The 14,505-nt window shown below is 63.5% G+C and carries 14 protein-coding genes; 6 read left to right on the top strand and 8 right to left on the bottom strand.

Going from position 1 to position 14,505, the window contains the following annotated elements:
* Nucleotides 1-137: 137 nt before the first annotated feature.
* The gene (locus tag C8K44_RS00590) at nt 138-1,022 is read right to left on the bottom strand and encodes a helix-turn-helix domain-containing protein (protein ID WP_109573810.1); all 885 of its coding nucleotides are present in this window, start codon (nt 1,020-1,022) and stop codon (nt 138-140) included.
* Nucleotides 1,023-1,295: 273 nt separating this feature from the next.
* Here C8K44_RS00590 and C8K44_RS00585 point away from each other — a divergent pair, with 273 nt between their 5' ends.
* The 6 genes from C8K44_RS00585 (at nt 1,296) to C8K44_RS00560 (ending at nt 7,361) form a co-directional block, all read left to right on the top strand.
* The gene (locus tag C8K44_RS00585; protein ID WP_109573809.1) at nt 1,296-2,519 is read left to right on the top strand and encodes an amino acid ABC transporter substrate-binding protein; all 1,224 of its coding nucleotides are present in this window, start codon (nt 1,296-1,298) and stop codon (nt 2,517-2,519) included.
* Nucleotides 2,520-2,592: 73 nt separating this feature from the next.
* The gene (locus C8K44_RS00580; RefSeq protein ID WP_109573808.1) at nt 2,593-3,465 is read left to right on the top strand and encodes a branched-chain amino acid ABC transporter permease; all 873 of its coding nucleotides are present in this window, start codon (nt 2,593-2,595) and stop codon (nt 3,463-3,465) included.
* Nucleotides 3,462-4,430, top strand: a complete 969-nt coding sequence (locus tag C8K44_RS00575; RefSeq protein ID WP_109573807.1) for a branched-chain amino acid ABC transporter permease — start codon at nt 3,462-3,464, stop codon at nt 4,428-4,430. The genes C8K44_RS00580 and C8K44_RS00575 overlap by 4 nt, the downstream gene beginning before the upstream one ends.
* A complete protein-coding gene (locus C8K44_RS00570; protein WP_109573806.1) occupies nt 4,427-5,155 on the top strand; it encodes an ABC transporter ATP-binding protein in 729 nt (242 codons plus the stop codon). The genes C8K44_RS00575 and C8K44_RS00570 overlap by 4 nt, the downstream gene beginning before the upstream one ends.
* Nucleotides 5,148-5,894, top strand: a complete 747-nt coding sequence (locus tag C8K44_RS00565; protein WP_109573805.1) for an ABC transporter ATP-binding protein — start codon at nt 5,148-5,150, stop codon at nt 5,892-5,894. The genes C8K44_RS00570 and C8K44_RS00565 overlap by 8 nt, the downstream gene beginning before the upstream one ends.
* Nucleotides 5,895-5,909: 15 nt before the next feature.
* Nucleotides 5,910-7,361 (top strand): aldehyde dehydrogenase, encoded by a 1,452-nt coding sequence (locus tag C8K44_RS00560; protein ID WP_109573804.1) that lies wholly within the window; start codon nt 5,910-5,912, stop codon nt 7,359-7,361.
* 200 nt (nt 7,362-7,561) lie between these two features.
* Here the strand turns inward: C8K44_RS00560 and C8K44_RS00555 are convergent, their stop codons facing one another.
* The 7 genes from C8K44_RS00555 to C8K44_RS00525 all read right to left on the bottom strand — a co-directional run bounded on the left by C8K44_RS00555 (nt 7,562) and on the right by C8K44_RS00525 (nt 14,384).
* On the bottom strand, nt 7,562-8,314 hold the full coding sequence (locus C8K44_RS00555) for an amino acid ABC transporter ATP-binding protein (RefSeq protein ID WP_199226986.1): 753 nt from the start codon (nt 8,312-8,314) through the stop codon (nt 7,562-7,564).
* A 47-nt stretch (nt 8,315-8,361) separates the two neighbouring features.
* Nucleotides 8,362-9,285, bottom strand: coding sequence for an amino acid ABC transporter permease (locus tag C8K44_RS00550; protein ID WP_109573802.1), 924 nt, complete (start codon nt 9,283-9,285; stop codon nt 8,362-8,364).
* A 72-nt stretch (nt 9,286-9,357) separates the two neighbouring features.
* Nucleotides 9,358-10,182, bottom strand: coding sequence for an ABC transporter substrate-binding protein (locus tag C8K44_RS00545; RefSeq protein ID WP_109574045.1), 825 nt, complete (start codon nt 10,180-10,182; stop codon nt 9,358-9,360).
* Nucleotides 10,183-10,473: 291 nt separating this feature from the next.
* The gene (locus tag C8K44_RS00540; RefSeq protein WP_109573801.1) at nt 10,474-11,289 is read right to left on the bottom strand and encodes an ABC transporter permease; all 816 of its coding nucleotides are present in this window, start codon (nt 11,287-11,289) and stop codon (nt 10,474-10,476) included.
* Entirely contained in the window at nt 11,286-12,173 is an 888-nt protein-coding gene (locus C8K44_RS00535) for an ABC transporter permease (protein WP_109573800.1), read from the bottom strand. Before C8K44_RS00535 ends, C8K44_RS00540 begins: the two co-directional genes overlap by 4 nt.
* Entirely contained in the window at nt 12,170-13,276 is a 1,107-nt protein-coding gene (locus C8K44_RS00530; protein WP_109573799.1) for an ABC transporter ATP-binding protein, read from the bottom strand. The genes C8K44_RS00535 and C8K44_RS00530 overlap by 4 nt, the downstream gene beginning before the upstream one ends.
* 73 nt (nt 13,277-13,349) lie before the next feature.
* The gene (locus tag C8K44_RS00525) at nt 13,350-14,384 is read right to left on the bottom strand and encodes an extracellular solute-binding protein (protein WP_109573798.1); all 1,035 of its coding nucleotides are present in this window, start codon (nt 14,382-14,384) and stop codon (nt 13,350-13,352) included.
* Nucleotides 14,385-14,505: the final 121 nt, after the last annotated feature.

Genomic DNA, 14,505 nt, shown 5'->3' with positions numbered 1-14,505 from the left:
GCAAGTCTGCTCTCGTGTCAATCCAATACTGTATACACATTATCCTGTCAATTGACGGGAGCAAACACCGTCGGCAGGGCGACAAGTTTTACAGCATGATAACAAGGTGGGCGCGCCATACGCCGACAGCGCTCGCCTCAGGGCCAGGCAGCGAAGGTTTCGGGCAGGCGGGCGCTGCGTAGGTCGGCGCGATAACGCCGCGGCGACGTGCCTACCGTGCGAACGAAGAACCGGGTGAAGTGGGCGGGATCGCGAAAACCCAGCCCATAGCCGATCTGGGCAATGGGCAAGGACGACTTGCTCAGGCGCTCCTGGGCTTCCTCGACCATGCGGGAATGGACAAGGGCGAGCGGGCTGCGGCCCGTGGCCTTGACCACCGTATCGTGCAGGCGGCGCTCGGTGACGCCGAGTTCGTCGGCATAGCGGCGGATGGCATATTGCTCGCGAAAATGGACCTCGACCATCTGCATGAAGCGCTGCAACAGCTGCGGCGGCGACCAGTCCGTCGCACGCGCCATCGGCGGCTGGGGCGATAGCCTGAGCGCCGTCACCAGGATGATGGACGTGCAGGCCGCGACCAACTCGACACCGCCCTCTCGAGGGTTTCGAACCTCGTGATGGATGGTCTCGGCGGCCGTTGCCAGAGCGTCCAGCTGCACGTCGCCATCCTTAAGACGCTCGGCGAGGACAAGGCGGTCGGCGGTCGCGCGCAGCGACGACGCCTGCCCGCCACGGCCTATCGCCAACGACACCAGGTTTTCGGAAAGCGAAAGCACCGTGCCCGAACTGCCCGACGCCAGGCTGATCCGGTGCGCGGCACCAGGGGGCATCCAGACCAGGGCGGGAGCGGCCGCGCGAAGCTGGCCGGTGGCGAGCAACAAAGTGGCGCTCCCCTCCGCCATCACAAGGGCATGGCTCTGGCCCCCATGTCGCGGTGTGTCGAGCCGCCAGTCGGTTGCGGCAATCGTCGGCTTCAACTTGTCGGCATGTGCGAGCAGCGAAAGTGGCGTCGACTGGAACACGGCGTAGAATCGCTCCGCTTCACCGAAATTGACAAGAAAATATCCATAAACGGTAATTCGAGCAACTTTACTACATGTGTATGCGGCGTTAGCGTCTAGTCATGGAAGTGCGCAGATTTCGCTGCGCGGGTCGCCGAGGCGATCGAGCAGGCGAGGCCTGCACGCTTCCAGGGTGGAGGAGTTACCTAAGACATCGCAGCCAAGCCGGCTCGCGCCCCAGGTGCGTGCGGCAACGATGTATCGCGTCTTGCGGTACCTTATTGGGAGGAAGCAATGAGACATATTCTAAAACGGCATCTCGGGCCGGCGCTGTGCGCCGCGACGCTCGGGATTGCAGCAATCGCGCCCGCAGCGGCGCAAGAGAGCATCCGCATCGGCTACGCCGTCTCCAAGACCGGCCCGAACGCCGGCGGCGCGACGACCACGACCATCCCCAATTACGAGCTCTGGGTGAAGGAAGTGAACGAAGCCGGCGGCATCAAGGTCGGCAACAAGCAGCTCAAGATCGAGGTCGTGGAATATGACGACCGCTCCATCTCCGAAGAGGCCGTGCGCTCCGTCGAGCGCCTTGCCACCCAGGACAAAGTCGATTTCATCCTGACGCCATGGGGCACGGCCAACAACCTCGCCGTCGGTCCGATCTTCGACAAGTACGGCTATCCGCAGATCGCCGGCACCTCGGTGACGGACATGGCCCCGAAGCTCGCGGCGCGCTGGCCGAATTCCTACTGGCTGCTCGGAACCGGCGGTTCCTACGCCGAAGGGCTGGTCGAACTGCTCGTCAAGCTGCGCAGCGAAGGCAAGATCGGCGACGACGTTGCCATGGCATCGATCGCCGACGGTTTCGGCATCGAACTGGCAAAGGCCGGTCGGGCGGCGCTGGAGGCCAACAAGTTCAAGCTCGTCTACGACAAGACCTACCCGCTCGGTACCCAGGACCTGGCCCCCATCGTCAACGAGGTGAAGGCGCTCAATCCCGACGTATTCGTGGCCTTCTCCTATCCGCCGGACACGCTCGGCCTGACCGACCAGGCACGCGTGCTGGGCTTCAATCCGAAGGTCTTCTACACCGGTGTCGCCACTGCCTTCCCGCTCTACAAGGCCAAGTTCGGCGCCGCGGCCGAAGGCGTGGTCAGCCTCGGCGGCATCGACCCAAGCGACCCCAAGGTCAAGGACTACATCGCCCGGCACACTGCCGCCGTCGGCAAGGAACCCGACCGCTGGGCGAGCTTCATGACCTATGCCGGCCTGCAGGCGCTGCAGCAGGCGATCGAAAAGGCCGGCACGCTCGACAAGGCCAAGGTCAACGAGGTGCTGCGCACCGGGACTTTCGACACCGTGCTGGGCCAGATCTCCTTCGACAACGAGAGCCGCCAGGTGCCGAACATCTTCACCGTCGGCCAGTGGCAGAACGGCGAGTTCGTGGGCCTCGTCCCGCACGAACATCACGGCGCCAGCCAGCTCGTCTTCCCGAAGCCGGCCTGGCCTGCGCAGTAAGCCGTCCTGATAGCGCCACGTCGTGCCGGGACTGTTCCGGCACGACCCCCGCGCGAAACAAGCTGAAGAACCGATGTTCACAAACGCCTTCCTTTCCGGCCTGACGATGGGCGGCACCTACGCGCTCGTCGCCATGGGGCTGACGCTGCAATACGGCGTGTCGCGGATCATGAACCTCGCCTATGGCGAGTTCGTCATCGCCGCCTGCTTTGCCGCGCTGATCCTGTTCACGTCCATGGGGATCTCGCCGCTGCTCGCGCTGCTGGTCGTCGCGCCCGCCGGCTTCGCGGTGTCGTGGCTGATCTACCGCATCCTGCTCACGCCGCTCGTCCGCCGCGCACCCAATCGTGGCGCACTCGAAGTCGACAGCATCCTCGCCACTTTCGGCATGCTGTTCATCGTCCAGGGCATCATGCTGGCGCTCTTCGGCGGCGACTATTCGAGCTATTCCTACTTCAACACGCCGGTCGAACTGCTCGGCACCACCATCGCCGCAAATAGGCTGATCGTGCTTGCTGTGGCGCTGGCAGTTGCACTGGCGGCATGGAGCTTCCTGATGCACACCCGAAGCGGGACGGCCATGCGCGCAGTCGCCGTCGATCCGGTAGCCGCGGGTCTCGTGGCGATCGACGTGCGCTGGGCAGCGGCCGCGGCCTTCGCCCTCGGCGGCGCCATCGCCGCGACCGGTGGCGTGCTCGTCTCGATGTTCCTCACCTTCAACGCCAATATCGGCGTGGTCTTCACGATGAAGGCGCTGATCGTCGTCATCATGGGCGGGGTGGGCAACATCGCCGGCGCGCTGGCGGCCGGCCTGATCCTGGGCCTCGCCGAATCCTTTGTCGCAACCTATGTCGATCCCGGCCTGACGATTGCCGTCACCTATGCGATTTTCCTCGCGGTGCTGCTTCTCAGGCCGAACGGCCTGTTTGGAGCGCGCGCCCGATGACCGCCCGTCCCGCTCTCGTCATCGCCGCCGGCGCGGCTGTCTTCGCCGCGCTCGCGCTGGTGCCCTTCGTCGCCGACGGCTACGGCATGTCGCTGGCCATCGCCATCGCCAACTACGCGATCCTCGCCACCGCCTGGGCGCTGTTCTCCGGCCCTACCCGCTATATCTCGCTTGCAACCGTCGCCTTCTTCGGCGTCGGCGCCTATACGGTCGCGGTGCTGGGCGAAGTGCTGCCATGGCCGATCGTCGTTCTTGCCGCCGCCGTCAACGGCACGCTGCTTGCATTCGTGGTCGGCCTTTCCACGCTCAGGCTCGCCGGCATCTATTTCGTCATCTTCTCCTTCGGGCTGACCGAACTCATCCGCCAGGTCGTGACCTGGTACGAGGTGAAGGTGACCAACACGGTGGGCCGCTACGTCTTCCTCGATACCGACCAGTCGATGATCTACTGGCAACTGCTTGGCCTCGCCGCCATTCTCTACCTGACCGGCTACCTGATCGGCCGGTCGCGGCTCGGCTTTGCGCTCCGCGTCATCGGCGGCGACGAGACGGTGGCGCGCCATGTCGGCATCGACACCACCCGCGCCAAGCTGATGCTGTTCGTGCTGAGCGCGCTGTTCATGACGCTCACCGGCGCGATCATGGCGCCGCGCTGGACCTATATCGACCCGGCGATCGCCTTCAATCCGCAGATTTCCTTCCAGACCGTCATCATGGCGCTGCTCGGCGGCGTCCAGCGGCTGTGGGGCCCGCTGCTCGGCGTCATCCCGCTGACGCTGCTGTTCGACTGGCTCAACGCCAACTTTCCCAACCACTACCTGCTGATCCTGGGCATCGTGTTCATGCTGATCGTCTATCTCCTGCCGCAGGGCGTGGCCGGCGCCATCGGCAAGCTAAGCCGATCCCGCACGAAACCCGAGCCCGAAACCGACCGAAAGGCACATTCGGCGGAGGCGCGGCCATGACCACGCTGCTGCAAGTCTCTGGCCTCACCAAGCGCTTCGGCGGCCTGACGGCGGTGCGCGAAGCCGGCTTCACTGTCGCCGCCGGCGAGGTGACGGGCCTGCTGGGGCCGAACGGCTCCGGCAAGACGACGATGATGAACCTGATTTCCGGCAACCTCAAACCCGACGCAGGCACCGTCCGGCTGGTCGGCAAGGACATCACCGGTCGGCGGCCGCACCTGATCGCCCGCGGCGGCATCGCCCGCACCTTCCAACTGGTTCGCGTCATCAACGACATGACCGCTCGGGAGAACGTGGTCGCCGGCCTTGCCTTCCGCGACCGGCCGCTCTGGGGACAGGCAGCCGCGAACGAAGCCGACCGCCTGCTCGAGCGCGTCGGCCTTGGCGGACGCGCCGAGGCGCAGGCCGCCGAACTCACCTATGTCGACCAGAAGCGGCTCGAACTCGCCCGCGCGCTCGCCCTGTCGCCGCGGCTCCTGCTGCTCGACGAATGGCTCGCGGGCCTCAACGCCAGCGAACTCGACGGCGGCATCGCCCTGATCCGCTCGCTCTCGCAGGAGGGCGTCACGGTGCTGATGGTCGAGCATGTCATGTCGGCCATCCGCCAGCTCTGCGAACGCTGCGTGGTGATGAATGCCGGCGCCATCGTCGCCGAAGGCGAGACGACGGCCGTCATGTCCGATCCGGCGGTGATCGCAGCCTATCTGGGAGAGGAAGATGACTGAGCGGACCGCTCTCTCCGTCAGGTCGCTTTCGGTCGCCTACGGCCGCCACCAGGCGCTGCGCGACATCGCCATCGACGCGCATCGCGGCGAGATCGTCGCCGTGCTGGGCTCCAACGGCGCCGGCAAGTCAAGCCTGCTCAAGGCGCTGGCGGGGCTGGTCGCCACGGCTAAGGGCGCGCGGGTGACGCTCGCCGGAGCCGAGCTTTCGACGCTGAGGCCGCACGAGATCGTCGAGGCGGGGCTCTCACTGGTGCCCGAGGGGCGCGGCCTGTTCGGCGACCTCACCGTCGCCGAGAACCTGGAACTCGGCGCCTTCGCCCGCCGCGCCCGCGCCGGCGAGGCAGATCGCCTCGCCAAGGTGCTTGCGATGTTCCCCCGTCTCGCCGAACGCCGCTCGCAGGTCGCCCGCACCATGAGCGGCGGCGAGCAGCAGATGCTCGCCATCGGACGTGCGCTGATGTCTTCGCCCGACTTCGTGCTGCTCGACGAGCCGTCGCTGGGGCTGGCACCGGTCGTGACGCAGCAGCTTTTCGCGACGCTGCGCCGCGTCGCCGACGAGGGCATCGGCATATTGCTCGTCGAACAGAACACGCGAGCCAGCCTGAAGATCGCCGACCGCGGCTATCTCATCGAGAACGGTCGCGTGGTCGGTGGGGGCACGGCGGCAGACCTGCGCGCCGATCCCGCCGTCCAGCGCGCCTATCTCGGACTAAACACCGCCAATCAGAACGAAATCTGAAGGAAGGAAAGCTCCATGTTCAATGTCCAGCTGATGATCGACAATCAGTATCGCGACGCTAGCGACGGCCGGGTGTTCAGCCGCAAGGACCCGCTGACCAAGGGCGATGCCACGACCGCGGCCGCGGCCTCGTTGGCGGATGCGCGCGCGGCCGTGGCCGCGGCGGCAGCCGCCTTCCCGGCCTGGTCGAAGACCGGTCCCGGCGAACGCCGCAAGTACCTGCTCAAGGCGGCCGACCTGCTCGAGGCGCGCACGCCCGACTTCATCGCCCGCATGGGAGCCGAAACCGGTGCCACGCCCGGCTGGGCCGGCTTCAACGCCCACCTCGCCGCCAACATGCTGCGCGAGGCGGGCTCGATGACCACCCAGATTTCCGGCGAGGTCATCCCTTCCGACATCCCCGGCAGCTTCGCCATGGGCATCCGCCAGCCGGTCGGCGTCATCCTCGCCATCGCGCCGTGGAACGCACCCGTCATCCTTGGAGTGCGCTCCATCGCCATGCCGCTGGCCTGCGGCAACACCGTGGTGCTCAAGGCTTCGGAACTCTGCCCGGCGACGCACCAGCTCATTGCCGAGGTGCTGAAGGATGCCGGACTGCCGGCCGGCGTGGTCTCCTTCATCACCAACGCGCCGGACGACGCGCCTGAGATCGTCAACGCGCTGATCGCGCATCCGGCCGTGCGCCGGGTCAATTTCACCGGTTCGACCCGCGTCGGCCGCATCGTCGCCGAGACCGCCGCACGCCACCTCAAGCCGGCGTTGCTGGAGCTCGGCGGCAAGGCGCCGTTGCTGGTGCTCGACGACGCCGACATCGACGAGGCGGTCAACGCCGCCGCCTTCGGCGCCTTCATGAACCAGGGCCAGATCTGCATGTCCACCGAGCGCCTGATCGTCGACGACGCGGTGGCCGACGCGTTCGTGGCCAAGCTCGCGGCCAAGGCGAAGACGCTCAAGGCCGGCGATCCGCGCATACCGGGCACCATCCTCGGCTCCGTGGTCAACATCGAGGCGGTCAAGCGCATCCACGAACTGGTGGCCGATGCCACCTCCAAGGGCGCGACCGTGGTCGCCGGCGGCGATTCCAGCGAGACGGTGATGCAGGCAACAGTCATCGACAACGTCACCTCGGCCATGCGCGTCTACAGCGACGAGTCGTTCGGCCCGATCGTCTCGGTGATCCGCGTCAGCGGCGTCGACGAGGCGGTGCGCGTCGCCAACGACAGCGAATACGGACTGTCGGCGGCGGTCTTCGGCCGCGACATAGGCCGTGCGATGGAAGTCGCCGCGCGCGTCGAAAGCGGCATCTGCCACATCAACGGTCCAACGGTTCATGACGAGGCGCAGATGCCCTTCGGCGGCGTCAAGGCATCGGGCTACGGCCGTTTCGGAGGCAAGGCGGCGATTGCCGAGTTCACCGAGCTGCGCTGGATCACGATCCAAAGCGGCCACCGTCACTACCCGTTCTGAGTGGCTGGGTATCGGCTGTCCTGCAGCACGAATCGGCGCCGCCTGATCGGCAGTGCGCCGTTCCTCTGTGCGTCTCAACTAAGGCGTTGCAGCAAAGCCGGTCGTGGTCCCGCTCGCAGTTGGCAGCGGAGCCATAGAGGCGGCAAGACCTGCCGCGCGGGCCCTGTGAGCGCCCTCTTCACCCTTGTCCAACACGGGTATCACAAAACGTGCGACAGGAATTCCCGCGTGCGCGGCGATTGCGGATTGGCGATCATTTCCCTGGGTTCGCCGCGTTCTTCGACCACGCCGCGATCCATGAAGATCAGTTGGTCGCCGACCTCGCGGGCAAATCCGATCTCATGAGTGACGACCACCATCGTCATGCCGCTTTCGGCAAGGTCGCGCATGACGACCAGAACTTCACCGACAAGTTCGGGATCGAGGGCCGACGTCGGCTCGTCGAACAGAAGTACCTTCGGGTTCATCGCAAGCGCGCGGGCAATGGCCACGCGTTGTTGCTGTCCGCCCGATAGCTGGCGTGGATAAGAGTCAGCCTTGGCGGAAAGCCCGACGCGTTCAAGCAACGCGTAGGCCTTGTCCTTGGCTTCCGCCTTGGACATGCCCTTCACCATGATCGGCGCCTCTATCAGGTTTTCGAGCGCAGTCATGTGCGAGAACAGGTTGAACGACTGGAATACCATGCCGATGTCGGCGCGGCGCTGGCACAACAGCTTGTTGTTGACCTCGTGGAGCTTGCCGTGGCGCAGGTCGTAGCCGACGAACTCGCCGTCGACCAGGAGCACTCCACCACTGACCTCTTCAAGATGGTTGATGCAACGCAGGAAGGTGCTCTTGCCCGAGCCTGACGGGCCGATGACGCAGGCGACAGACCCTGTGGGCACGTTGAGGTCGATGCCTTTCAGCACCTCGACGGCACCGAAGGATTTGCGTACGCCGCGTGCGAACACCATGGAGTTTTGGGGAACGCCGAAGCGGGCCTGGTTTTCTGCTTTCGAAGTCATGCTGGCTGTGCCACCCGTCCGAACCTGAAGGCGCGTTTCAGCATGCCGCCCATCGACACGCCCTGCTGCTGGTCGCTCTTGCCGTAATATTGCTCGATGTAGTGCTGGCAAATCGACAGGATGGTAACGACGAACAGGTACCAGAACGCCACTACTATCAGCAGCGGAATGGTCTCGAAGGTTCGGGCATAGATGCTCTGCGCGGCATAAAGCAGGTCGTTGACGGCGATGATGGTCACCAGCGACGTCGTTTTGAGGAGATTGATCGTTTCGTTGCCGGTAGGCGGCACGATAAAGCGCATCGCCTGGGGCAGCGTGATGCGGCGCAGGATCAGCCGGTGGTTCATGCCCAGGCTGCCGGCAGCTTCGGTCTGTCCGCTCGCCACCGAATTTATGCCGGCGCGCACGATCTCGGCCATGTAGCCGGCTTCGTGCAGCGACAAGGCGATCACGGCGGCCACGAAAGGCGTCATGAAGTCGTTGGTCTTGACAGTGAACAACGTGCCAACGAACGGCAGCGTCAGCGAGAATTCGCGCACGATCAGCGACAGGTTGAACCAGAAGATCAGCTGGATCAGCGCCGGCGCGCCGCGGAAGAACCAGATGTAGGCGCTGGCAAAGGCATTGAGGATCCGGCTCGGCGACAGGCGCATGATGGCAACGATGGTGCCGATGATGATAGCCAGCACCATGATGGTGACCGTCAGGAGCAGCGTCTGCCCAAGGCCACGCATGATCGATGGATGGAAGAGGTATTTGCCGACGGTCGGCCAGTCGAAAGCCGGGTTGGTGGCGAGCGCCTTGAGTACCAGGCCGAGGATGACCAGCGTGATCACTGTTCCGACCCAAAGGCCATAGTGGCGCAGCGGAACGACGGTAAGCGCCTCCGGTGGCGGCGTTTGCGTTTCGGCCCGGTTCATTCAACCGCCCTCCCGATAGACAATGAAATGGCTCGGCAAGAGGTTGAAAATCCTCTCCCCGAGCCGGATCGCTTACTTGCGGATCTTGTCGGCCGCATCGACGACGTAGGCTTCCTCGATCATCGCACTGGTCATGCCGTACTTGGCCATGATCGTCTTGTAGGTGCCGTTCTTGATCAGCTCGTTGAGCGCAGCGCTCAGCATCTCGGCGGTTTCTTTGTCGCCCTTGGGGATCGCGATACCAAGCGGCGCGACGTCGTAGAGACCGGGCACCACCACCAACTGGCCCTTGCTTGTCACTTCGAAATAGCCAGAGGCAGTGGCGTCGTCCAGGCGCGCATCAAGACGGTCGGAGAGCACGGCCTGGATTATGTCCTTGCCCTCCGGGAAGATGCTCTTGACGAGCTCAGGCTTGCCCTTGGCTTTGCATTCTTCATTCAGGCGGTCGGCGATAAAGTCCGAAACCGCTCCGCCGATAACACCAACACGCTTGCCGCAAAGATTGTTCTCGCCCTGGAAGGACGGCGCCTTGTCGGGCGTGGTCGAAGCCACGATGCCCGACTTGATGAACATGACGAAGTCTACCTGCTTCAGGCGGTCGTCGGTCGCCGCGAATGTCTCCCAGGCTACCTTGAAGCGGCCGGCAGCTAGGCCAGGCACCATCGAGGGAAAGGGAATACGGGTGACCTCAAGCTCGGCGCCGAGCAGCTTGGCCGCTTCCTGGGCGAGCTCGATGTTGATGCCGACCTGCTTGCCGTCTTCGGCGATAAACTCGAACGGTGCATACTCGAGCGTGTTGGCCATGATCAGCTTGCCGGTCTCTTTGACCTCAGGCGACTTGGGCAGTTCGGCGGCTGCGAGCGTGCCGGCGCCAGCGATCAGGGCCGTGATGGCCATTGCGGCGAATTGTGCGCCGCGCAGAAGCGAATGATGATGCACTTTAACCCTCCTCATTGTGCTGGGATGACCGGTGGCGGCTGCCCCTGGCTTCGTCCTCGTGCCGGCGTTCCCCTCGAACGGCGCGGAGCGCTCTTGTTGTCTGGCTTCCGTCACGTCAGAACTCTATTCTGATATTGAAATGTATTTTTATGGCCGATAGCTTGTCAAGCGAGCGGCTTCCGCCCGACCGCATAAATCGCGCCACACCTTGGCAGTTTTCCCATCACTTCTCGTTTTCTCTGATCATCGTCAGAACCGTAGCGACCTCAGTCCGACCGTTCGGTCGATGATGAGGATCGCGGTGAAGGTCATAAAGATGCTGAGCGAGGCAATCGCCGCTGCCGTCGGGTCGAAGTTGAAGCGCAGATAGTCGAACAGTTCCAGCGGCAACGTGTTTTTTCCGAGCGACTTCAGCAGCAGCGAGATGTTGAAGATGTCAAAGGAGATGACGAAGGCAAAGAGGCAGCCGGTGATGATGCCGGGCTTGATCGCCGGCAGCGTCACGCGCCGGAACGTCATCCAGCCGCTCGCACCCAAGCTGCGCGCGGCTTCCTCCTGCGAGCGGTCGAAATTGAACAGCGCCGAGGAAACATTGAGGAACACATAGGGGAATGTGACGACGATATGGCCGATCTGGATGCCGATCGAATAGTCAGTGCCAATCCGGATTTCGTAGAAGTAAAACAGCAGCGCTATCGCCGTCAGGATCTCGGGCACCAGGAGAGGTGCCGTCATGATAAGGCGCATGAAGTCGCGGGCAACCTTGGCATAGCGGGCGACATAGATCGCAGCCAGCGTGCCGATCACGCCATTGACGATTGTCGAGACCGCGGCGATCTGAATCGAATAGAGCGTGGCGTCGAGGAAGCGCTTGTTTGAAAACAGTGCCTCGAACCAGCGCAGCGAAAAGCCTTCTAGCGGGAAGGCCAGGAACTCGCCCGAATTGAACGACAGCAGCACCACCAGCACGATCGGAAACATCAGGAATATGTAGATCGCCGCGACAAGGGAGGTGAACAGCCTGTCCCAGATGGTCTTTTCGACACCGCACGATGCACCTGTCATGGCAGCCTCCGCATCGCGCGCGCCGTAAGCTTGAGATAGAGCCCGACGAACATGACAGCCACCGCCGCCATTATGATGGCGAGTGCTGCCCCTGCCGGCCAGCGGAAATTGTCTACGAGATATTGCACCACCAGCACCGACATGGTGCGCCCGCCGGTGCCGCCAAGCATGGCTGGCGTGACATAGGCACTGATCGACAGCACGAATACCAGGATGGTGCCGGCCTGGATGCCGGGCATGCTGAGCGGCAACGTCACTTTCCAGAATGTCCGCATCCGCGAGGCGCCGAGCGAGCGCGAGGCCATGGCGAGGTCGGGGCTGATCGCCTGCAGATTGCCGAGCAGCGGCAGGATGATGAAGGGCAAGAAGACATGCGTCAGCGCGATCGTAACGCCGAGCGAGTTGTTCATCAGTTGAAGGGGGAAAGTGATCAGGCCGATGGCCTTGAGCGCCTGGTTGGCGACGCCGTTGTTGGACAGGATAATCATCCACGCAAAGGTCCGCACCACCAGCCCGACGAGCAGCGGCGACAGCACGAAGATGTAGAGCAAGCTTGTCCAGCGCGATCGAGACTTGGCGAGATGATAGGCAACGGGATAACCGAGCAGCAGTGAAAGCACCGTGACGGTAGCGCCTATAAGCAAGGTGCGGCCGAGGATGCCCCAGATGTAGAAGTCGCCAAGTGCGGTCGTATAGTGCGAAAGCGTGAGGCCTTCGCCGTAGACGGCGCGGGTGGAAGCCTCGCGCAAGCTCATGGTGATGATCGTGAGATAAGGCAGCGCAAAAAAACCGATGAGCAGCACCAGTGCTGGAACCACCATCCAGGTGGCGCTGCCGCGATTGCTTCGGCTTTCGATGCGTGGAACTGCCTCGAGCGCGCTCATGATGCCAAAAGCCAAGTGTCGCTGGCGGCAAAACGCAAGGCGACCTGTTCGCCGACGTCGAGCGGGTTGCGGCCGTTGACATCGACCGTCACGCGGTCGCCGCTGGCGAGCTTGACGGCGAGCTGGTTGGCGCTCCCCTGGTAGACTGAGTTGACCACGGCACCCGCGAGCACGTTTTCGTCCTTGCCCGCCTCCCCCGAGCCAGCCTCTTGCTTTTGGCCTGCTCCAACACATTGTTTTCGGGTGTGGATGTTCTCCGGCCGGATCATGATCTTGACCTCAGCCCCCTTGGCAAGGCCCGCCGGGCCCGTCGTGCCTATGCTGCCGCAAGGCGTGTCGACCTTGTAGCTGTCCTGGCCAAGCGCTTCGGCGATCTTGCCTGATATCGTGTTGGATCGGCCGATGAAGCCGGCTACTGACTGCGAGGCGGGACGTTCGTAGATTTCGCGTGGCGAGCCGAACTGCGAGATCGTGCCGGCACTCATCACCACGATCTTGTCCGACATGACCATCGCTTCGGCCTGGTCGTGAGTGACGTAGATGCTGGTGATGCCGACACGCTGCTGCAGGTCGCGGATGAAAAAGCGCATCTCGTCGCGCAAGGTGGCGTCGAGATTGGCCAGCGGCTCGTCGAGCAAAAGCACCGACGGTTCGATGACCAGCGCACGGGCCAGTGCCACGCGCTGCTGCTGGCCGCCCGAGAGTTCGCGCGGAAACCGCTTGTCGTAGCCTTCGAGGCGCACCATGGCGAGAACGTCAGCGATGCGCTTTTGTCGGTCGGGCACGGAAACCTTGCGCACTTCGAGGCCGAAGCTCAGGTTTTCGGCCACCGTCATATGCGGAAACAGCGCGTAGGACTGGAACACCATGCCGATGTCGCGCTGCTCGGGCAGTGTGCGCGTCACGTCGCGGTTGCCAAACAGGATGCTGCCGTCGTCGGGCCGCTCGAAGCCGGCGATGCATCGCAGCGTCGTCGTCTTGCCGCAGCCGCTGGGGCCGAGCAGCGAGACGAACTCGCCCTTGGCAATCGGTATCGAGATGTCCTTGAGGATGTGCAAGTTGCCATACCGCTTGTTGATACGGTCAATGGTCAGTGCGGTCATCCGATGTCCTCGCGCGGTTGCCGACCGGGAGGTGGGGGCCCTCCCGGCCACTACTTTGATGCCGGTCGTGGCTCTACGCCATTTCCCGGTTCCAGCGATCAGCGATCTCCGCCGCCTTGTCGACGTAGCTGTTCCAGTCGTAGCTCTTGATCTCGGCCATCCGCGGACCAACGATCGGCGTGCGTACCGACATCTTTTCGTCCACGACGGATGAGCTGTTGCTGGGCGAGGTGTAGAAGGCCTTGGCCATGTCTTGCTGAACATTGGCGTCGAGGATGTAGTTCAGATAGGCGTGCGCGGCGTCCTTTTCGGTGCCGGTGGCGACCAGGTTGAACGACTGCTCGAAAGCGAGCACGCCCTCCTTGGGGGCAACGATCGCAACCGGCGCGCCCTTGTCCTGCAGCGTCATGATCTCGGTCCAGTCGACAGGAGCTATGATCGCGTCGCCGCGGATCAGGGCCGTTGCCACCTCACCGCTCCACGAGGCTTGCGTGAACGGCAGCAGTTCCTTGATCTTGGTAAAGGCGGTGTCGAAATCGTCTGGCCCGCTGCCGAACAGTTCGGCCACCAGGCGCAGGAACAACACAGCGCCGGTGTTGCCGATCTGGTAGAGGCCGGTCTTGCCCTTGAACTCGGGGTTTTCCCAAAGGTCGTGCCAAGAGGTCGGCGCGGTCTTCACCAGGTCGATGCGGTAGGCCAGCCCGATCGGCGAAACGACGGCGCGGATGCCCTTGGCGTCCTTGTTGACGAACTGCGGGAACGTCTTTTGGGCATTCGGCACCTTGGTGAGGTCGAAGGGCTCGAAGAAGCCTTCGGCGCGCAGCACGGCGGCAATGTTCTCGTTTCCCATGAAGATGCTGTAGGGTGAACGGTCGCCGCCAGCGCGGATTTTGGCGACGAAATCCTTGCCGAGCCCAACATCGAGCTGCGGCTGGATGCCGGTCGCCGATGTGAGGCCGGGCAAGAGTTTCTCTTCCCAGAACTTGGCCCACAGCCCGCCATAGGTCGGAACGACCAGCGACGATTGCGCGGAGGCAAGCCGTGGCAGGGTCATCGAGGCAATAGCCGTCGTCATACCGACGGCGAATTCACGCCTAGTCAGCTTCATCGGAAATTATCTCCCATGTTCCCACTGAAGTTCTTATTGTGACTGCGTCGCAGGATAGATAGCGCAGCCCTGTTGGATCGAAGGCTTGCATTTTCTGATCAGGCGGTCAACAATTTAGATA

Origin of the sequence: Aminobacter sp. AP02 (genome assembly GCF_003148805.1) — a bacterium.
Lineage (GTDB): Bacteria > Pseudomonadota > Alphaproteobacteria > Rhizobiales > Rhizobiaceae > Aminobacter.
Note: the sequence above shows the minus strand (reverse complement) of the source record. Positions and strands in the feature narration are given on the sequence as shown.

Coding starts and splice junctions, on each gene's coding strand:
- C8K44_RS00525 (WP_109573798.1), bottom strand. CDS start 14,384: ATGAAGCTGACTAGGCGTGAATTCGCCGTCGGTATGACGACGGCTATT.
- C8K44_RS00535 (WP_109573800.1), bottom strand. CDS start 12,173: ATGAGCGCGCTCGAGGCAGTTCCACGCATCGAAAGCCGAAGCAATCGC.
- C8K44_RS00585 (WP_109573809.1), top strand. CDS start 1,296: ATGAGACATATTCTAAAACGGCATCTCGGGCCGGCGCTGTGCGCCGCG.
- C8K44_RS00570 (WP_109573806.1), top strand. CDS start 4,427: ATGACCACGCTGCTGCAAGTCTCTGGCCTCACCAAGCGCTTCGGCGGC.
- C8K44_RS00540 (WP_109573801.1), bottom strand. CDS start 11,289: ATGACAGGTGCATCGTGCGGTGTCGAAAAGACCATCTGGGACAGGCTG.
- C8K44_RS00575 (WP_109573807.1), top strand. CDS start 3,462: ATGACCGCCCGTCCCGCTCTCGTCATCGCCGCCGGCGCGGCTGTCTTC.
- C8K44_RS00545 (WP_109574045.1), bottom strand. CDS start 10,182: ATGGCCATCACGGCCCTGATCGCTGGCGCCGGCACGCTCGCAGCCGCC.
- C8K44_RS00555 (WP_199226986.1), bottom strand. CDS start 8,314: ATGGTGTTCGCACGCGGCGTACGCAAATCCTTCGGTGCCGTCGAGGTG.
- C8K44_RS00530 (WP_109573799.1), bottom strand. CDS start 13,276: ATGACCGCACTGACCATTGACCGTATCAACAAGCGGTATGGCAACTTG.
- C8K44_RS00560 (WP_109573804.1), top strand. CDS start 5,910: ATGTTCAATGTCCAGCTGATGATCGACAATCAGTATCGCGACGCTAGC.
- C8K44_RS00580 (WP_109573808.1), top strand. CDS start 2,593: ATGTTCACAAACGCCTTCCTTTCCGGCCTGACGATGGGCGGCACCTAC.
- C8K44_RS00550 (WP_109573802.1), bottom strand. CDS start 9,285: ATGAACCGGGCCGAAACGCAAACGCCGCCACCGGAGGCGCTTACCGTC.
- C8K44_RS00565 (WP_109573805.1), top strand. CDS start 5,148: ATGACTGAGCGGACCGCTCTCTCCGTCAGGTCGCTTTCGGTCGCCTAC.